Genomic DNA, 16,447 nt, shown 5'->3' on the forward strand with positions numbered 1-16,447 from the left:
TCGGCGTCAGGTCACATCGACATGATCCCCCTTAGTACCGACGACGACTAAGTTTGCGTCTTCGGGGGTTGTTCGGGCTCGGGGTGAACGGCAACTGGATCGCTCGCGGGAAAGGTCTCTCCGAGCGCCTCGTCAAGTTGTTCGTCGAGGGTCATCGGCGCTTCCTGCTCCTCGACTTTCGACTTCCGGATGTCGTCGTGGCTTTCCTTTGTCATATAGCGCTCCATAGGGCACAGCGGAATCTCGCTGTCGCACCGGCGTTGAGTACATGCAATCACGGTCGTTGGAGACGGAGATCGCCACCTCCATCCCACAGATCAAGAACGCGTCATGACGACATTCGGATCGACGTCACTGATCTTCCTTCGGGTTGGCGAGAGATCGGCGCGTGCGTAAAGCAGGAGATGCTCGACACCACGGAGCTCGCGTGCTCGACCGAACCGTGCCTGACAATCTGCTCGCGAAGGCGTGAGCACTCCCCAATGTCGAACTGCGCGTCGATGTGATCGACATCCACACGGAATAATCCGCATAAATTGTCGCGGTGCCGATCCGGCCCAAATGCAAACTTCAACGGAATTCAAGATCACAACCCTGATGCAGCGCAGCGATACTTATGCCGTCGTACCACTGCTGTTCAGGCTCTCTAGCGCCTTCCTCAGGCGCTCCTCCTGATCGTTCGTGAGAGACGTCTTTAATACCTTTCCGCCGAAAGGCTTTAACTCTGGCAGGACCTTGTCGAAATTCACGCGACGCACGAGGATGAAGAGCGCAGACGAACCCGGCTCAATGTTCTGGCCCGTCGAACGCATGAAATCGTCATCGATTCCATAGTCCGAGAGCGCGCCCGACAATGCGCCCGTGCCAGCACCAATGGCCATGCCTGCTGCCAGCCCGACGAGGGGATTGAGCAACATGAGCCCAACCAGCGCACCAAATAGACCACCCCAAGCCGCGCCACTGACAGCGCCGATCTTGACGAGATCGACGGCTTGCTTGAGGTGTACCTTGCCCTTCGCGCTACGGACCACGATGCAGGCATCCTCAAGGTCGATCAGATGTTCCTTTTGCATCTGTTGAAGTTTGGTCAACACCTGGTCGGCTGTCTCTTCGCCTTTGAAGCTTACAACGACTAGATCGCTCATCGATTTTCTCCTTTTCTCTGGGAAATAATCCGAGACCCTTCCCCTGGAAGATGGACGAATTTATGCTCAGCGCCGCGCGCGAGCCGGTCGATCGCACCGCAAAGCAGCTCCGTTGCCGGCCAACCTTGCATATGCCGCCCGGCGCGCACCCTGGAACTTTGACAGGGCCATTGACGCGACGACGATGGCATCAAGACTAGATTCTTGCGGCCTGCACTTCTTCCTCATTCCTGCAGGACGTGTCGGATCTCTGCGCTTCTGCTGTGCGGCTTTCAGATGTGAACGGACAGCAGCATTACGCAAAAACTGCACAGGCGTAGGGAAGAAAATCGGCCCGGCGCGCCCTACCGTGGACGAATGCGTGCGGTGCGGGGCGTAGCCCGCGCGCGTGTTAGTCCATTAACAAACCAACGAGGAGCAGCAATGAGAACCGACGAAGACATCAAACGAGATGTGGAGTACGAATTGAAGTGGGATCCGGACATCGATCCATCTGATATCGGGGTAGCGGTCAAGGACGGCGCGGTCACATTGTCTGGTTTCGCACGCAGCTTCCGGCAAAGGACAAAGGCCGCGGAGGACGCGACGCGCGTACGTGGCGTCAGGGGAGTCGCAAACGATGTGGAGGTGCGGTTGCCTCTGATCAACAAGCGGCCCGATCCGGAGATCGTGCGCGAGATCATTGCCGAACTGAAGGCCGAGGTGCCTTATGCGGCGGAAGATATCAAGGCAGTCGTCAGGGACGGACACGTGACGCTGAAGGGCGAAGTCGAATGGGACTACCAGCGCCGCCGCGCGGCCGACACGGCGCTGCGGGTGAGCGGCGTCACCGGCGTGACGAACGAGATCGAAATCAAGCCGAAGGTCAAACCCGAGGACCTCAAGCACAAGATCGACGACGCATTCAAGCGCAACGCGGAAGTTGACGCACAGCACATCACGGTGGAGGCCGAAGGCAATAAGGTCGTCCTGCGCGGCACGGTCCGCTCATGGGCTGAGCGCGAGGAGGCCGAGCGGATCGCATGGCTTGCCCCCGGTGTGATGCGGGTCGACAACCGGATTACCATCGAATACTGACAGGCCACTGGAGGCCGGGCGGCTCGCTTGCGTAGCGGATGGCCGAGGGAAAGAGGGACACGGCACCAAAATCCGCAAACGCCCTCAGCACACTTGACTGCCCCCTATACCGCCAGGACGACTTGGATCGATGACACCGTTCTTCGGCTCCTTGCGACGCGAATCCGAGAGCTCGCAAGGTTGGTCATGAAAATCCTGGTGATACTGACTTCACACGACCAGCTCGGCGCTACGGGCCGGAAAACCGGATTCTGGCTCGAAGAGCTTGCCGCACCCTATTACGTGTTCATGGGACGGCTGGCGTCAAGATGACACTCGCTTCGCCAAAGGCGGCAGCACCCTCGACCCCAAGAGCGACGATCCGGATTCACAAACCGAAGCGACGTGGCGTTTCAAGACTCTGATTCATACGCGAGCGGGAAGTCCCGCGGTCATGGTTTTGCTCGCAACTTCCCAAAATTAATCAGCTACCGACGTTTCGGTGGGCAAGCCGGAATGCGCGAGGCGTCACACCGGCATGTCGATGAAACACGGCGGTGAAATGCTGCTGAGTCTGGAACCCCGCGCGCGCCCCAACCTCAACCAAGGGAATGGTCTCCTCGCACAACATCGTCCTGGCAAACTTCACTCGTTCGAGTGTCACGTACAGATGGGGCGGACTACCTGTCGTCGCTTTGAAAACGTGTGCAAAGTTTGAGGCACTCATGTGCACCAGCACCGCGAGTTGGTCGACAAGAATATTTTCGGCGATGTGCTCATGAACGAAGACTTGAATGCGAGTCAGCATTTGACGGGTAAATAGCGTGTCCGGCTCGGCCGCACCAGCACAGTGCCCGTACCGGAGAGCGATGTGCACCGAGATGACATCGGCAAAAGCGTCGGCGCAGGCAGCGTCGATGAGATCCGCGTCATGCAAAGCACCCAATGTATCTACGGCCTCCCGTAGGAACGGATCCCAAGACGTAGACCATATCGGGACTGCGCGAAACGCCTCTTGCGAGACTTGCCCAAGTACGTCTGATTTGAGGGCGATAACCCATCCGCTGGGATCGCTGGCAGCGATCGTGGCCAACGTCGCCCTCGTCGGAATAACTGCGGAAAATGGTGTACAGATCAGGATGGCGTGACTCTTTCCGCGGTCATCGCAGCCCACGGCACGCACGACAGTTGGACCTGTCGGTACAATCAACTGAAATCCCGGCAGTAGACTCACCCGCCGGTCGGTAAAAGCGACGTTCATCGGTTGGCAGCGTAATCCGTGATCCGGGGTCGTGGCTTGATTCATGATAAGAAAGGCTCTCGTTTCCACCTCGTCGGTACCGGAAGCGTAGGCCAAGTCCAGGGGGGCTGCTTAGAGGTGTTAACAGAATGACTTTTGCAGGTGTCGCCAGCATATGATGCAGCAGGCGATTCTGAGGAAAGCCTCGTGGATGAAAGCGAGCTGTTCGAAGCGAATACGCAGTCGGCGGAAGTCGTGAAGCCAGGAGATGGTCCGCTCCACAACCCAGCGTGTCTTGCCTAGCCCACTGCCATGAGGCTGACCACGTCGAGCGATTTCGGTTGCAATGCCAGCGGCATGCAGTGGACGTCGATATTTGTCGTGGTCGTAGCCTCTGTCGCCCTGAACGACCCGAGGCTTAGATAGTGGTTTGCCACGCTTGCCGCGGATCGGCGGAATTGCTTCGACCAGCGCTTGAAGTTGAGTGACGTCGTTGCGGTTGGCGCCGGTCAGAATCACCGCGAGCGGGATGCCCTACGCTTCGGTGATGAGATGGTGCTTTGAACCGGGTCGCGCGCGGTCTGTGGGATTCGGTCCTGTTTTTGACCTGAGCCCACAGCACGGACTGAAGAGGAATCGACGATGACGCGAGACCAGTCGATTTGGTCGGCTGCGCGCAATCGCGCAAGCAGAACCTCGTGCAACTGCTCCCAGACGCCAGCGGCTTGCCAGTCACGTAGGCGACCCAGCAACTCATGCCGCTGCCGCAACCCATCTCGCGAGGTAGCAGGTCCCAACGCAGGCCTGTCTGTAAGACGAAGAGAATGCCGGTGAGCACCGCACGATTGTCGAGCGGCTTGCGCCCCGGATAACGGGTTCGTCGTAGTTTGGGAGGGGGCAGCAACGGTTCGATGAGTGCCCACAGTTCGTCGTCGAGTATCGGCTTGGCCATGTCCTTTTCGTCGTCGAAACAACGAAAAGGTTAACAGCATTCATCGACGGTTAACAGCCCCCTCGTTCATTTTGTTAAGGGTTCTTAAGACGGATTCGTCATATGGGCAGAAGCGCCCCCGTTTGGAGTAACCGGAACTCGAAGCAACAACACATCCACCCGATGCGCGGCTTGCGCGAGTTGCTGCGCCAGATCTGGGCGCGCAACACAGCATCTACGCCGCACCGATCGCTGCGATCGCAGGAGGACGACTGCGGCTTTAGGCAAAAGGGACTCCAGAGCGGCGTTTGACGCTCCTGCAGTTGGCTACCCTCGACGCTAGACTGTAGTGAGAGGTGCTCGCCGAGCGCTACGTTACCTGGAAAACTCGCAGAGTACAGATGATTTCGCACGTTCAATTGCTTGAGGCGATCTTGCGCATGGTCGCGGCAGTGCTGGTGGGTTGTATCGTCGGACTCGATCGAAACCTGCATGGCAAGCCAACCGGCGTCAAGACGCTGGGGCTCGTTGCGCTCGGCTCCTGTCTTGTCACGATGGCCGGCATGTCCTTCGAACTACACGGTTTTACTGACGGCAGCGACGCCGGTCGTGCGATTCAAGGCGTCATTACGGGCATCGGTTTTCTCGGCGCCGGGGTGATCCTGCAAAACCGAGCCACCGGCAAGATCAGCGGCTTGACGACAGCGGCTTCGATCTGGGTCACCGCCGCGCTCGGCATCGTGTGCGGCATCGGCGCATGGCAGATTGCGGGTATTGCCACCGCCCTGCTCCTGCTGCTGCTCTCGGTCGGCGGCATCATTGAACGTGCGTTACACCGGCGATGGCTAAGAAAGTCGCCCGAAGAGCAGGCGGCAATCACGCGGCACGACGAATAGCGCGGCGGCGCACTGATCGGCGCACTGCCCGTAGAACGAATGTGCCGCGCGTCAAATGCATCGACGGACGATGCGAGACATATGTCACCGATGCTCGCTGTAGTCGGACCTCGGCTTAGGCGTCGCGCGTACCTTTGCGTATTGAAACTCGGGCAGCGCCTTGATCGCATCTTTCGTCGCACCGGGAAGCACCAGTTTGCCATTGTTGAAATCGAGCTGCTCCATCGGAATGGCCACGTCGTGATGCGACACCCCCAGAAACTGGTTCGCGGCGACGATCGCAAACGATACCGACCGGTCCGGTGCCACGATAATGTCATGAATGACGCCGACGCGCTCACCCTTCTCGTTGAAGACCGGCTTGTCCATGACCGACTTTCTCACGCTCCAGCCCGCCACGATCGCGGCCGACTCTTCCACGCTGACACCAAGCGGCTGGGCACCGGCCACCTGGGCGTGCGCCTCTAGAGGGAGTCCGAGCGACGACGCGAGCAGCCATAGAAGCAGATTCTTTTTCATGAGATTCCCTTTGTGGTTGCACGGTGCGACACTGGGCCAGCAGTGAACAGGCTAATGCTGGACCGTGAGTCGCGTAAGTTCATGTTAGGACGCCTCACGGCGAGCCGCGCTGAAAAGAAAGGTGGTGGATCGCGTGATTTCGGTGCATCTGGGACGCCGATCTGCACACCATTCAGCATGCCTCATGAATGAACGCAGAATTGCGAAACGCATAGCAGAAACGCGAAAGAATCGCAGAAGCGTGAAGCCTAGACTGCAGTTGATCACCTGACGTACAGTTGGAGTCCCGCATGGATGAACTGCTTGAGCGCGCTTGGTGGATGCTCATTCTGCGTGGCACCGTAGCGCTGCTGTTCGGCACTCTGGCGTTATTCTGGCCCGGTCTCACTCTTCTACTGCTTATCATCCTCTTCAGTGCCTACGCAATCGCTGGCGGCGTTGTCGCGATTGTCGCGGCCATCCGCTACCGCGCGACGCACGGCGGCTGGTGGGTGCCCTTGCTGCTCGGCATCTGCAGCATCGGCGCCGGTGTGATAGCCGCGCTGGTACCGGGCATTACCACCCTCGTGCTGGTCGCGGTAATCGGCGCAAACGCGATTATCACTGGCGTATTCGATCTGATCGCAGCAACGCGGCTGCACAGGCGCCTGCGCAATGCGTGGATGCTGGTGCTAACCGGAGTGCTGTCCGTGCTGTTCGGCATCCTCGTGCTGCTCTTTCCGGGCGCCGGGGCATTGGCGCTCGTCTGGCTGATCGGCGTGTATGCGTTGTTCACGGGCGCGCTGCTGTTTGTACTCGGCATCACTGCCCGTGCCTGGCATCATGACGGCCTGACCGGCGAGCCACACGCGCCATTGCATCCGTAAACGCACCGCTCACGGGCCACTCGTGGGTCACGAGGTCAAACCCGCGGGCGATGCCGCGCCGGCCGTGCCTTGGCATCAGGAGGTCGAATGCACCGCCCGTCATCTCCAGTGGTCCAGCCTCAGGTCTGGCACTGGCGTACCTCACGTAAGGAGAATGACATGCCTCTGGATCTCGACAAATGGAACCCGTTCCGGTTTTTACGCTCGCACGCGCAAAAAAGCGCATCGGGCGGCGCCGGTGCGCCGCGCACCAGTCAGCAAAGCGCCCGGCAAAACGGGCAACAGACTGGCACGCAAACGGGTAACGGGGCGCAAATGGAAGTCGCTGCTGCGCCGGTATCACTTGCGGCTGCCAGCTGGCCGCTGCCTGATCCGATTCATCTGTTTGCCGAATTGATCCGCGATCCGTTCGGAGGTCGTGGACCGCTCGGAAGCTGGTTCGGCGACTTCAGCGCGAGTGAGTTTCAACCGCGGATCGACGTCACCGATGAAGGCGACGCACTGCGTATCGTCGCCGAATTGCCGGGCATGACCCGCGACGACGTCGAACTCGAAGTGATAGACGACATGCTGATCGTGAGCGGCGACAAGCGCTTCGAATCGACGAGCGAAGAACAGGGATGCTATCGGGTCGAGCGGTCGTTTGGACATTTTCAGCGCGTGGTCCCGCTGCCCGCGGGCATCGATCTCGATCGGGCAGAGGCCAGATTTGAAAACGGCGTGCTGACGCTGCGCATCCCCAAAGCGGCCGGAGAACCGCCAGCGAAGCGGCGCATTGAGATCAAATAACATCATCCGTCAGCGATGGATCTGGTCAGTTTGCGGGCGCGGGTTGTAAGCGACATGCTGCGCACCGGCGACGCTTATCGCATCAAGCTGCGGTTGGTACGGTCCACTACCACGCGAGCCGCCGAGGAAGAAGCCGAACAACTGACGGCCGCGCTCAGAACTGCGTTCGACGAACCCGGACGGCAACTGGCTGGAGCGTCACACCTTGCATGACTACCCAACGCTGGTTGACGGGATCGAAAAAACGTTGGCGCGCACATGTCAGCGCGTCCACGAGCATCCCGGCATATCCATTGAAGAGGACACGCTGCATCGCGTCATGCTGTTGGTACTGCAGGACGAATCAGTGTGCCGGCCGACGCGACGAAGAACGATGGAATTCGCTTGAATCGTTTCGAGTGCAGCGCGAGCCCAGCACGCAAACAAGGCGACATCGGAATAAGCAGCGGAATAGATATTCCACACACCCATTACCCGTCCGGGAAGCGATGCCCGCACGGACGAAAAGGAGATCATCATGGCCGAGTGCAGTGTTTGTGGAAAGCCCGCAACCTCGCAGATCACGATCACCGATAACGGTCGGCGCCGTCAGCTGATGTTGTGCGATGAGCACTACATGGAGTTTATGGCGCGCAATCAGCGCCGCCTGTCGCCGCTCGAGTCCCTCTTTCACGGCGGACTGTTCGACAGTCTGTTCAACGACATGTGGCCGCAGATGGAAAGCGGCCGCGGTAGCCGGTCACGCATCGGACGCTCGCCCGGACAATCCGGCGGCGCGGATCAGCGTACAGGCGCCGGCAGCGGGCAAATGGGCGATTCAGCGGGCGGACTCCCAGGCGGCCGGACACGCCGGCATCGCCGGGCGCGTGAAGCGGTGGACCTGCAGACGTACCTGAGCCAGAGCGGTCTGGACCGCCTGCAAGCCGCGGCGCAAGCAGCGGTCGAATATGGCAAGAACGAAGTCGATACGGAACACCTGTTGCTGGCGCTTGCCGATAACAATGTGGTGCAGGAAATCCTGCGCGAATTCAAGCTTGATCCCGAAGAGATCAAGAAGACCATCGACCAGACCTCGCCGCGCGGCACCCGCAAGGAGCCGAGCGACGACGAGCAGATTGGCGTGTCGCCACGCGCCAAAAGTGCGCTGGAAAGCGCGTTGAAAGCGTCGCTGGAATTGGGTCACAGCTATGTCGGACCAGAGCACATTCTGATTGGGCTCGTCGAGGAAGAAGACGGCTTTGCAGGTGAATTGCTGCGCAAGCTCGGGCTGTCGTCGCAATCGCTGCGGCAAAAAGCAGTCAAGGTGGTCGGCAAGGGTGCCGAAGACGGCAAGATGGGAGACCGCTCGACCACGCCCACGCTCGACAAGTACGCGCGCGATCTCAGCGCGCTTGCGCGTCAAGGCAAGCTCGATCCGGTGATCGGCCGTGACAAGGAAATCGAAACCACCATTGAAGTGCTCGCGCGGCGGCGCAAGAACAATCCGGTGCTGATCGGCGAACCTGGTGTGGGCAAGACCGCTATCGTCGAAGGTCTGGCGCAACGCATTGCTCAGGATCAGGTGCCGGAAGTGCTGCGCGGCAAGCGCGTGGTCGAACTGAATATCAATAGCGTCGTGGCTGGCGCGAAGTATCGTGGCGAGTTCGAGGAGCGGGTCAAGCAGGTACTGGATGAGATCATCGAGAACCAGGACCGTCTGGTTGTATTTATCGACGAACTGCATACGATTGTCGGCGCCGGCCAGGGCGGCGGCGAAGGCGGCCTCGATATCGGCAATGTCTTCAAGCCTGCGCTCGCTCGCGGTGAGTTGCACCTCGTGGGTGCGACCACATTGAACGAATACCAGAAGTACATTGAAAAGGACTCGGCATTGGAGCGGCGCTTTCAGCCCGTGATGGTGCCTGAGCCTAGCGTCGAGGAAACGATCGAGATTCTGCGTGGCTTGCGCGACCGGCTCGAAGCACATCACAAGGTGAAAATTACCGAAGAGGCGATCGCTGCAGCGGCAAAGCTCTCGGACCGCTACATCGCCGCCCGCTTTTTGCCAGACAAGGCAATCGATTTGCTCGATCAGGCCGCCGCACGCGTGCGCATTTCGTCGAATTCGCGCCCGCAGCCATTGCACGATGTCGAGGCGAGCATCCGCCGCATCAAGCAGGAACAGGACGCGGCCAGCGCTGCAAAGCAATTCGATAAGGCCAAGGAACTGGAAGAACAGCTCGTCGCGGAACAAAAGCGCCTGCACGAAGCCACTGAAACGTGGAAGAAGGAGCGCGGCACCAGTTCGCAGGAAGTGACGGCGGAAGACATTGCGCAGATCGTTTCGTCGCTCACGGGCGTACCGTTATCTGAACTCACGGCCGAGGACCGTGAAAAACTGTTGCGACTGGAAGACCATCTGAAGGAGCGCGTAGTCGGCCAGGATGAAGCCATCTCTGCGGTCGCCAAAGCGGTGCGGCTTTCGCGCGCCGGTTTGACAGAGGCCGGCAAGCCGACTGCGAGCTTCCTCTTTCTTGGGCCCACAGGTGTGGGTAAAACCGAACTAGCGAAGGCGCTAGCCGCTTCGGTGTTCGGCGACGAGAACGCGCTGGTGCGCATCGACATGAGTGAGTATTCCGAGCGTCATACGGTGGCGCGGCTGGTTGGCGCGCCGCCCGGATATGTCGGCTACGAGGAAGGCGGGCAACTCACCGAGCGCGTGCGGCGCAGGCCATATTGCGTTGTGTTGCTCGACGAAATCGAAAAGGCGAACTCGGAGGTGCACAACCTCCTGCTGCAACTGTTCGACGAAGGCCGTCTCACCGACGGCAAGGGACGTCTGGTCGATTTCACCAACACGATCATCATCGCGACCAGCAATATCGGCTCACAACTGATCCAGGACAACATGAAGGCCGACTCGAAGCAGCTCGACTACCCTGAACTACGCGACCGGTTGATGGAAATGCTGCGGCATCATTTCAGGCCCGAGTTCCTGAATCGGGTCGATGAAGTCGTCGTGTTCCATGCGCTCGGAAAGGAGCAGATTCGCAGTATCGTAGACCTGCAACTTGCGCGCGTACGGCGTACGGCACTGGCCCAGGGCATCGATCTGTCGTTCGACGACGGGTTGCGCGATCATCTTGCGCAGATCGGATATGACCCCGAGTTCGGCGCGCGGATGCTCAAACGCAAGATCCGTCTTGAGGTGGAATCGCAACTCGCCGATGCACTGTTGCGAGGCGACGTGCGCGACGGCGACAAGGTCACATTGACCTATGACTCAGGTACACGCTCTGTGCGTGTGCAGAAAGGAGCATCGCCCACAGAAGCGCCCGGCGAGGCGTCAAAGCAGGCACCGGCACATGCGTGACGCTGGGATGATTGAGAACGCGACGCCGCCCGCCCGTGCGGGGGCGTCGCACTCACGATTCAAGCTCACCTACCACGATCCCGTCGCGATAGCACCAGATCCACGTTTCTCCGGGTTCGATTGAACGTACCAGCGGATGACCGGTCGCGTGAAAATGCTTGCTTGCATGCCGGTTGGGCGACGAATCGCAGCAGCCGACATGGCCGCAAGAAAGACAAAGCCTCAAATGGACCCACGGCTGGCCAAGCTTCACGCAGTCCTCGCAATAGTTGATGGACGTGTGGAGAATGCGGGCCTCGCCCAGGTGCGTGCAACCGGGGGTCATGATCGTGCTCCTATGCGCAGACGTGCGGGGATCAACATTGCGCTCGTGCTCAGGCGCTATTCAAATAGCGATGCACCAGCGTCACAGCCATTGCCCCCTCGCCGACTGCCGACGCCACGCGCTTGATCGACGCGTGACGCACGTCGCCCGCTGCGAATACGCCGGGCACACTCGTTTCCAGATGGAGCGGCGCGCGTTGGAGAGGCCAATTCAGGTTCGCCCGATATTCCTGCAGATCGGGACCGGTTACGAGATAGCCGCCTTCGTCGCGAACGATGCCGACCTCCTGCGCCCATTCCGTCTGCGGCACGCCGCCAATGCAGACGAATAGCCAATTCGTTCTTACCGTGCGGTCCTGGGCGGTTCGCGTATCGGTCAGCGTGATCTCCTGCAAGACGTCACTGCCTGCGAGCGCGGTAACTTCGGTGCACGTGCGCACTTCAATGTTCGACGCCGATGTAATGCGATCCACCAGGTATTGGGACAACGTGTTCTTGAGCGATGCGTCACGCACGAGCATATAGACGCGGTTGGCGGACTGCGAAAAATGCATGGCGGCCTGTCCCGCCGAATTGCCGCCGCCCACCACATACACGTTTTCGCCATGGATCAGCGCGGCCTCACTGGCGCCAGCGCCGTAATAAAGGCCTGCGCCGAGAAAGCGCTCTTCACCTGCCAGGCCTAGCGTGCGATATGCCACGCCGGTCGCGCAGATAGACGTGCGCGCCGTGATACGCGTGCCGTCTTCCAGATACACGATGCCTTGGCCCGGCGGAAACTCCGCGTGCACGCCTGCGCGCGCCAGCAGGATTTCGGCGCCGAACTTGACGGCCTGGTCGCGCGCCCGTTCAGCGAGCTCCGCGCCGCTCACGCCCTGTGGAAAGCCCAGATAGTTCTCGATCTTCGAACTGCTACCTGCCTGACCGCCCAGTGCCCAGCGCTCCACCAGTACGGTATGCAGTCCCTCAGATGCACCGTACACCGCGGCGCTCAATCCCGCCGGTCCTGCGCCGTAAATCGCCAGATCGTAGGCCTCACGGGATGGACTCGCAAACCAGCCGAGCTTCTCGGTGATTTGCCGGATGGTGGGACATTCCAGCCGCGTTCCGTCGTGGAAGACGCAGACCGGCAAGCGCGAATCGGAAAGGTGCTGCACATGCGCCAGTTCCTCCGCTTCCTTATCGCTGCCCAGTTCGATCCATTCGAACGGTATGTCGCAGCGATGCAGGAAGTCGCGTATCGCGTAGCCATGTGCGCTGCGCATGCGTCCATAGATCCTGACCATGAATAAGCTATCCCCCTTTGAGGACGTTACGACTTTGTTTCGTTTTATCGTGCTTCACAAGCAGGCGGCCGCGCCAGGATAACGGCGGTTGGCCGTATTCGTGCCCCGTAAGCGCATCGGAGGGGGGCGTCTTTCGCGAAACTGCCGGGTATTGTTCGCTTTGCGCTGATGGTTCCGTCACATCAGGTCGTGCGACTCTTCCAGCTTGCGATCGACAAAACGCGTGCCCCATTCGATGCCGTCGCGGACCGCCTCCTCCTGCGTAACCCACTCCGGCTGAATCGTCTCCACACGGAATTCGGCCACGGGGCTATCGGCATGGCGCACACTCACCTTCGCCTGCCACGCGCCGTATGCATTCTGCTCCGGCTGTACCGCGATCTCGTAGCCTCGATGCTCAAACACGTGCGTTTGCATGAGCGGCTCCGGTTTCGTATCAAGGCGTCAATCTGGAAGCACGAACTCGGTGCGCATGTCTTCGATCACCTTCTGGACATGATGTGCGTAATCTACGCCGAGGTCATTGAGCGGCACCATGTTCCAGTTCCGGCCGGATGCGTCGGGCGGGTGCCGCTCCGGTAGCGGTATGCGCACGCGCAAAGCTCCCGGCACGTCAGCGGCGATTTTCGCCATGCGGTTCTGCAGTTCGTCGCGAATCTGCTCAGCGGTTTGAACGGTCTTCGGCATCGGTCTGCCTCCCTCGATCGCACTTCCCAATCGTGGCTGAATAGCGCATACGTGCCTCTTGCGTGAGCATGCACCGACGATGCTCTAAGTCTAGTCGCTAATCCGGGGATGTACGGATAATCGCTTGCGTGTGCGGACTGCATCAAGGTAAGGCGCGCCGAAAAACTGCTCTTCGGAAAAATGCGCAAAAGGCCACAAGGGCCCGATCCTCTCCAAGCCAGCCCGTATCGTATCTAAAGCCGGTGTCCGCCGCTGATGAGCTGCTGGCGAGCTGACAAATACGAAGAAATTAGACCTGATAGACCCACGCGAGCGGGACAGGCTTGAGCCAGTCGTACAGGCGCTGGTGCTCCGGTTGCTCAATAACCGCAGCACGGCAGCAAGCCAGCGCGTGTGCGGGTGGACTTGGAGCAGGCGACACCGGCCCGCGACGGAGACTGGTTGTTTGTTATTCGAGATACGCAAGCGGCCGCGCGTGATACGCGCGAGGCTGCATTGAACCGTGCCTCAAGCGAGGCCTCCTAAGACCTGCATAGATCGTATAAGCGGTTGACGGCCGGTCGGCGCATCCTGGGTGGGGCGGGTAGTGACGCAATCGCTGTGGCGCCGCCAAAATAGCGTATTCCATATTGCGCTCGTTGGGGTACAGTGCATGGACTTGCTGCTACAGGCTTAGTACCTCTTCGAATACATGACAGGAACCTGTATCAGAAGCGCGAGATAGTTCGGCCTCTGTTATCAATAACTGGATATGTCGTTTCTGCTTTGGGCAGCTATCCACAAAGAAGCCGCGCAAACGCGCAGGACCGTAGCATGTGCGTTACGCGACCGTCGAATGGACTGTGCACGGCGCATGTGCAATCCATGCACGTGCGGTGCGCTCGCGGCGCAGCGATGGCCCTCCGGGAGTCTAATCATGGAAAGTAAGAGAAGCTGGCTACGCAAGGATCTGGATGAGTTGCGTCTGCAGTGGGCCATGCTCACCTTTTATGAACGATTCGAGCAGCTTGTCGCGCATGTGCTGAGCGTCGTGATTTCCGTCATTATCCTCGTGTCGCTCTGGCAGTTGATTCACGCCGTGATTGCATTGCTGGTTTCGGACGCGCTGAACCCGCTGGATCACGCGGTGTATCAGACCATCTTCGGGATGGTCATGACGCTGCTCATCGCGATGGAATTCAAGCATTCGATTACGCACGTGATGGCGCGGCGCGATCACATCGTGCAGGTCAAAACGGTGCTTCTGGTTGCGCTGCTGGCTATCGCCCGCAAATTCATCATTCTCGATCCGACCAGCGCGCCCGCCCAGATCGCGGCGCTTGCATTTACGCTGGTGGCACTGGGGATCGTCTACTGGCTGATGCGGCAGCGTGATGACCCGGTCGACGCGACGACCGTCGCGCAAGCAGAGCGTGATCGCGTGGTGCACGCGCAGCGGCAGCAAGGGGGACCGCCCCGCGACGGCGGCCAGACCGACAATTGACCTGAGTCGCCGCGCTCGTCACGTGATGAGAGCGTAAGCTTCAATCGCGGCTCTGTCACGTTGGCGAGGTGGTCACATATGATGTCGCGATGAAGAAGACAAAATCGCTTTATCACGGCCACCGGTTCCCGGCGACGGTCATTAGTCACGCGGTTCAGTGGTACTTCCGGTTCCAACTCAGCCTGTGATATTGAAGAACTGCTGTTCGAGCGCGGTGTCATCGTCAGTTACGAGTCGATCCGCCGCTGGTGCGACAAATTCGGCGCGGGCTTCGCACATCGCGTCAAAGCTGCTCGCCGCAAACCTGGCAGCACATGGCATCTTGACGAAGTCTTCGTTACGTTGCGCGGTGGGCCTTATCTGCTCTGGCGGGCAGTCGACCAGCACGGCGCCGAACTCGACATCCTGCTGCAGAAACGTCGCGATAAGGCCGCAGCAAAGCGCTTCTTCAAACGCGTGCTGGCCGCCTGTCCCGACGCGCCGAGAAGGATTGTCACCGATCAGTTGCGCAGCTATCCGGCCGCGAGGGCCGAAATTCCCGAACTGGCAAACATCAAACACGTCTTCGTCAAAGCCAGTGCTCGGGTCGGCCAGGAACGGCCGGTTGCGGCGACCCCGTGTTAATGTGGTCAGTACGGCAACCGCGTATAAGAGGCAGGGAATGCGAAGATGGCTCGCAATCGGAATAGCGGTCGGCGCCGCGGTTGGTGCAGCAACTGAAAGTATGGGTCTCTGGTTAAGCCTAGGGGCAGCAATAGGCGGAGCAATTGGAGCGGGCTCCAAAAAGCCGCTTCGATAGTCGAATACCAATGCTGCAACAGTTCAACGGCCGCTATCGGGAGAACTGAAGGTCCGCTCAGGGTCGAGCTGAGCCGTCCACGGCCGGCGGCGGTCGGCCATGAGGCGTCGTCGGCACCTTCCTTGCTGAGGCGTTCGGGCGCCTGGTCCACCGCAAAGCCGCCGTTCAATTGGCGAGCAAGAAAAGGTCTGGCTACGGAAACTTTGAAAACACACAACGCGTTGCTTCCGGCAAACGTTGCCTGCAGGCCATGACCAAGCGAACCGTTCAATATACCGATTCCATACCCGGTGGTCGGTGCTTAAAACGTCGGTGCACCCAGTAATACTGCTCGGGAAACTTCACGACCTGTTCCTCAAGGAACGCATTCATGCGGCGCGCGTCGGCTACATCACTCCCCGATGGGAAATCCGTGAGCGGCTCGAAAATCGTCAACTTATACCCTTGACAATTCGGAAGCACCTCAGTCACAAAGGGAACAACCCGCGCGCGCCCCAGTCTCGCGAGACGCGAAACGGCTGTGAGCGTGCAGGCGGGAACGCCAAAGAAAGGGACAAAGGCAGAGTTTTCAACGCCTTGGTCCATATCCGCCGCGAGCATGACCGGTTTGCCGGAACGTAACAATTGCACGATCTTTCTGGCACTTGTCGCGCGCTCGATCATCTCTGCGCCGAATCTGCCGCGTTGCCGCCTGGCAAGGTCGCATAGGGCTGTGCTTGACATACGTGTGTACAGTGAGGCGACGGGGAGGTGCGTCGAGTAGAGCATGCAGCCGACCTCGATGCCCACAAAGTGAAAACCCATAAAGATGGTGGGCGGGGCTGTATCGTCATGGAGATCAATTTTGCTTTCGATCTGGACGATATCCCGGATCGACTGCGCACTGCCAAACCACTGGATGCCTCGCTCGAGATAGCTGCGAACAACGTGGCGGAAGTGAGCTCTTGCGAGCGCCTGACGTTCGCGGCTAGTCTTCTCGGGGAAGCACAGACGCAAGTTCACCTGGACGATATGCTTGCGGCGGCTCGGAAGCGCATACAACGCAGTGCCGACAACCATCCCGAGCCTTGCGAC

At 59.7% G+C, this 16,447-nt stretch carries 15 protein-coding genes and 3 pseudogenes; 8 read left to right on the top strand and 10 right to left on the bottom strand.

Annotated features, from left to right (window positions below; translation table 11 throughout):
* Positions 1-47: 47 nt before the first annotated feature.
* Positions 48-215: a hypothetical protein gene (locus tag A3CW_RS53530; RefSeq protein ID WP_169739138.1), complete on the bottom strand. Its 168-nt coding sequence runs from the start codon at positions 213-215 to the stop codon at positions 48-50.
* A gap of 399 nt (positions 216-614) precedes the next feature.
* Positions 615-1,145, bottom strand: a complete 531-nt coding sequence (locus A3CW_RS0138390; protein ID WP_028208270.1) for a DUF1269 domain-containing protein — start codon at positions 1,143-1,145, stop codon at positions 615-617.
* Between the two features lie 423 nt (positions 1,146-1,568).
* Between A3CW_RS0138390 and A3CW_RS0138395 the strand changes: the two genes are divergently transcribed.
* Together A3CW_RS0138395 and A3CW_RS54090 are read left to right on the top strand one after the other, a co-directional pair.
* Complete coding sequence (locus tag A3CW_RS0138395; RefSeq protein ID WP_028208271.1) at positions 1,569-2,222, top strand: BON domain-containing protein; 654 nt, start codon at positions 1,569-1,571, stop codon at positions 2,220-2,222.
* A gap of 186 nt (positions 2,223-2,408) precedes the next feature.
* Positions 2,409-2,619, top strand: a pseudogene (locus A3CW_RS54090) (type 1 glutamine amidotransferase domain-containing protein); the annotation flags it as partial.
* Between the two features lie 66 nt (positions 2,620-2,685).
* On the opposite strand, the gene A3CW_RS0138405 reads toward A3CW_RS54090, so the two are convergent.
* Together A3CW_RS0138405 and A3CW_RS51595 are read right to left on the bottom strand one after the other, a co-directional pair.
* Positions 2,686-3,507 (bottom strand): AraC family transcriptional regulator, encoded by an 822-nt coding sequence (locus A3CW_RS0138405; RefSeq protein WP_028208273.1) that lies wholly within the window; start codon positions 3,505-3,507, stop codon positions 2,686-2,688.
* Between the two features lie 75 nt (positions 3,508-3,582).
* Positions 3,583-4,393: pseudogene (locus tag A3CW_RS51595) on the bottom strand (IS5 family transposase).
* Positions 4,394-4,773: 380 nt separating this feature from the next.
* Between A3CW_RS51595 and A3CW_RS0138410 the strand changes: the two are divergent.
* On the top strand, positions 4,774-5,268 hold the full coding sequence (locus A3CW_RS0138410; RefSeq protein ID WP_028208274.1) for an MgtC/SapB family protein: 495 nt from the start codon (positions 4,774-4,776) through the stop codon (positions 5,266-5,268).
* An 84-nt stretch (positions 5,269-5,352) separates the two neighbouring features.
* Here the strand turns inward: A3CW_RS0138410 and A3CW_RS0138415 are convergent, their stop codons facing one another.
* Positions 5,353-5,787, bottom strand: a complete 435-nt coding sequence (locus tag A3CW_RS0138415) for a PRC-barrel domain-containing protein (RefSeq protein ID WP_028208275.1) — start codon at positions 5,785-5,787, stop codon at positions 5,353-5,355.
* Between the two features lie 290 nt (positions 5,788-6,077).
* Between A3CW_RS0138415 and A3CW_RS0138420 the strand changes: the two genes are divergently transcribed.
* From A3CW_RS0138420 to A3CW_RS0138435, 3 genes are all read left to right on the top strand, one after another.
* Entirely contained in the window at positions 6,078-6,653 is a 576-nt protein-coding gene (locus A3CW_RS0138420) for an HdeD family acid-resistance protein (RefSeq protein WP_028208276.1), read from the top strand.
* A 159-nt stretch (positions 6,654-6,812) separates the two neighbouring features.
* Positions 6,813-7,442, top strand: coding sequence for an Hsp20/alpha crystallin family protein (locus tag A3CW_RS0138425; RefSeq protein ID WP_028208277.1), 630 nt, complete (start codon positions 6,813-6,815; stop codon positions 7,440-7,442).
* A 517-nt stretch (positions 7,443-7,959) separates the two neighbouring features.
* The gene (locus A3CW_RS0138435) at positions 7,960-10,794 is read left to right on the top strand and encodes an ATP-dependent Clp protease ATP-binding subunit (protein WP_028208279.1); all 2,835 of its coding nucleotides are present in this window, start codon (positions 7,960-7,962) and stop codon (positions 10,792-10,794) included.
* A 52-nt stretch (positions 10,795-10,846) separates the two neighbouring features.
* Here A3CW_RS0138435 and A3CW_RS51600 read toward each other — a convergent pair whose 3' ends face one another.
* From A3CW_RS51600 to A3CW_RS0138450, 4 genes are all read right to left on the bottom strand, one after another.
* Positions 10,847-11,119, bottom strand: a complete 273-nt coding sequence (locus A3CW_RS51600; RefSeq protein ID WP_081772007.1) for a UBP-type zinc finger domain-containing protein — start codon at positions 11,117-11,119, stop codon at positions 10,847-10,849.
* A gap of 49 nt (positions 11,120-11,168) precedes the next feature.
* Positions 11,169-12,404, bottom strand: a complete 1,236-nt coding sequence (locus tag A3CW_RS0138440; RefSeq protein ID WP_028208280.1) for an NAD(P)/FAD-dependent oxidoreductase — start codon at positions 12,402-12,404, stop codon at positions 11,169-11,171.
* 177 nt (positions 12,405-12,581) lie between these two features.
* Positions 12,582-12,821 carry a DUF6566 family protein gene (locus tag A3CW_RS48985; RefSeq protein ID WP_051481998.1) on the bottom strand — a complete coding sequence of 80 codons (240 nt, stop codon included), beginning with the start codon at positions 12,819-12,821 and terminating at the stop codon, positions 12,582-12,584.
* 27 nt (positions 12,822-12,848) lie between these two features.
* Complete coding sequence (locus tag A3CW_RS0138450) at positions 12,849-13,091, bottom strand: hypothetical protein (RefSeq protein ID WP_028208281.1); 243 nt, start codon at positions 13,089-13,091, stop codon at positions 12,849-12,851.
* 916 nt (positions 13,092-14,007) lie between these two features.
* Between A3CW_RS0138450 and A3CW_RS0138455 the strand changes: the two genes are divergently transcribed.
* Together A3CW_RS0138455 and A3CW_RS51605 are read left to right on the top strand one after the other, a co-directional pair.
* Complete coding sequence (locus tag A3CW_RS0138455) at positions 14,008-14,574, top strand: phosphate-starvation-inducible PsiE family protein (RefSeq protein WP_028208282.1); 567 nt, start codon at positions 14,008-14,010, stop codon at positions 14,572-14,574.
* Between the two features lie 89 nt (positions 14,575-14,663).
* Positions 14,664-15,162, top strand: a pseudogene (locus tag A3CW_RS51605) (IS6 family transposase); the annotation flags it as partial.
* 478 nt (positions 15,163-15,640) lie between these two features.
* Here A3CW_RS51605 and A3CW_RS0138465 read toward each other — a convergent pair.
* Positions 15,641-16,447 (bottom strand): lipid A biosynthesis lauroyl acyltransferase (locus A3CW_RS0138465; RefSeq protein WP_028208284.1); only part of this gene is annotated, 807 nt, incomplete at its 5' end.

It is taken from the genome of Paraburkholderia nodosa DSM 21604 (genome assembly GCF_000519185.1).
Classification (GTDB): Bacteria; Pseudomonadota; Gammaproteobacteria; order Burkholderiales; family Burkholderiaceae; genus Paraburkholderia; species Paraburkholderia nodosa.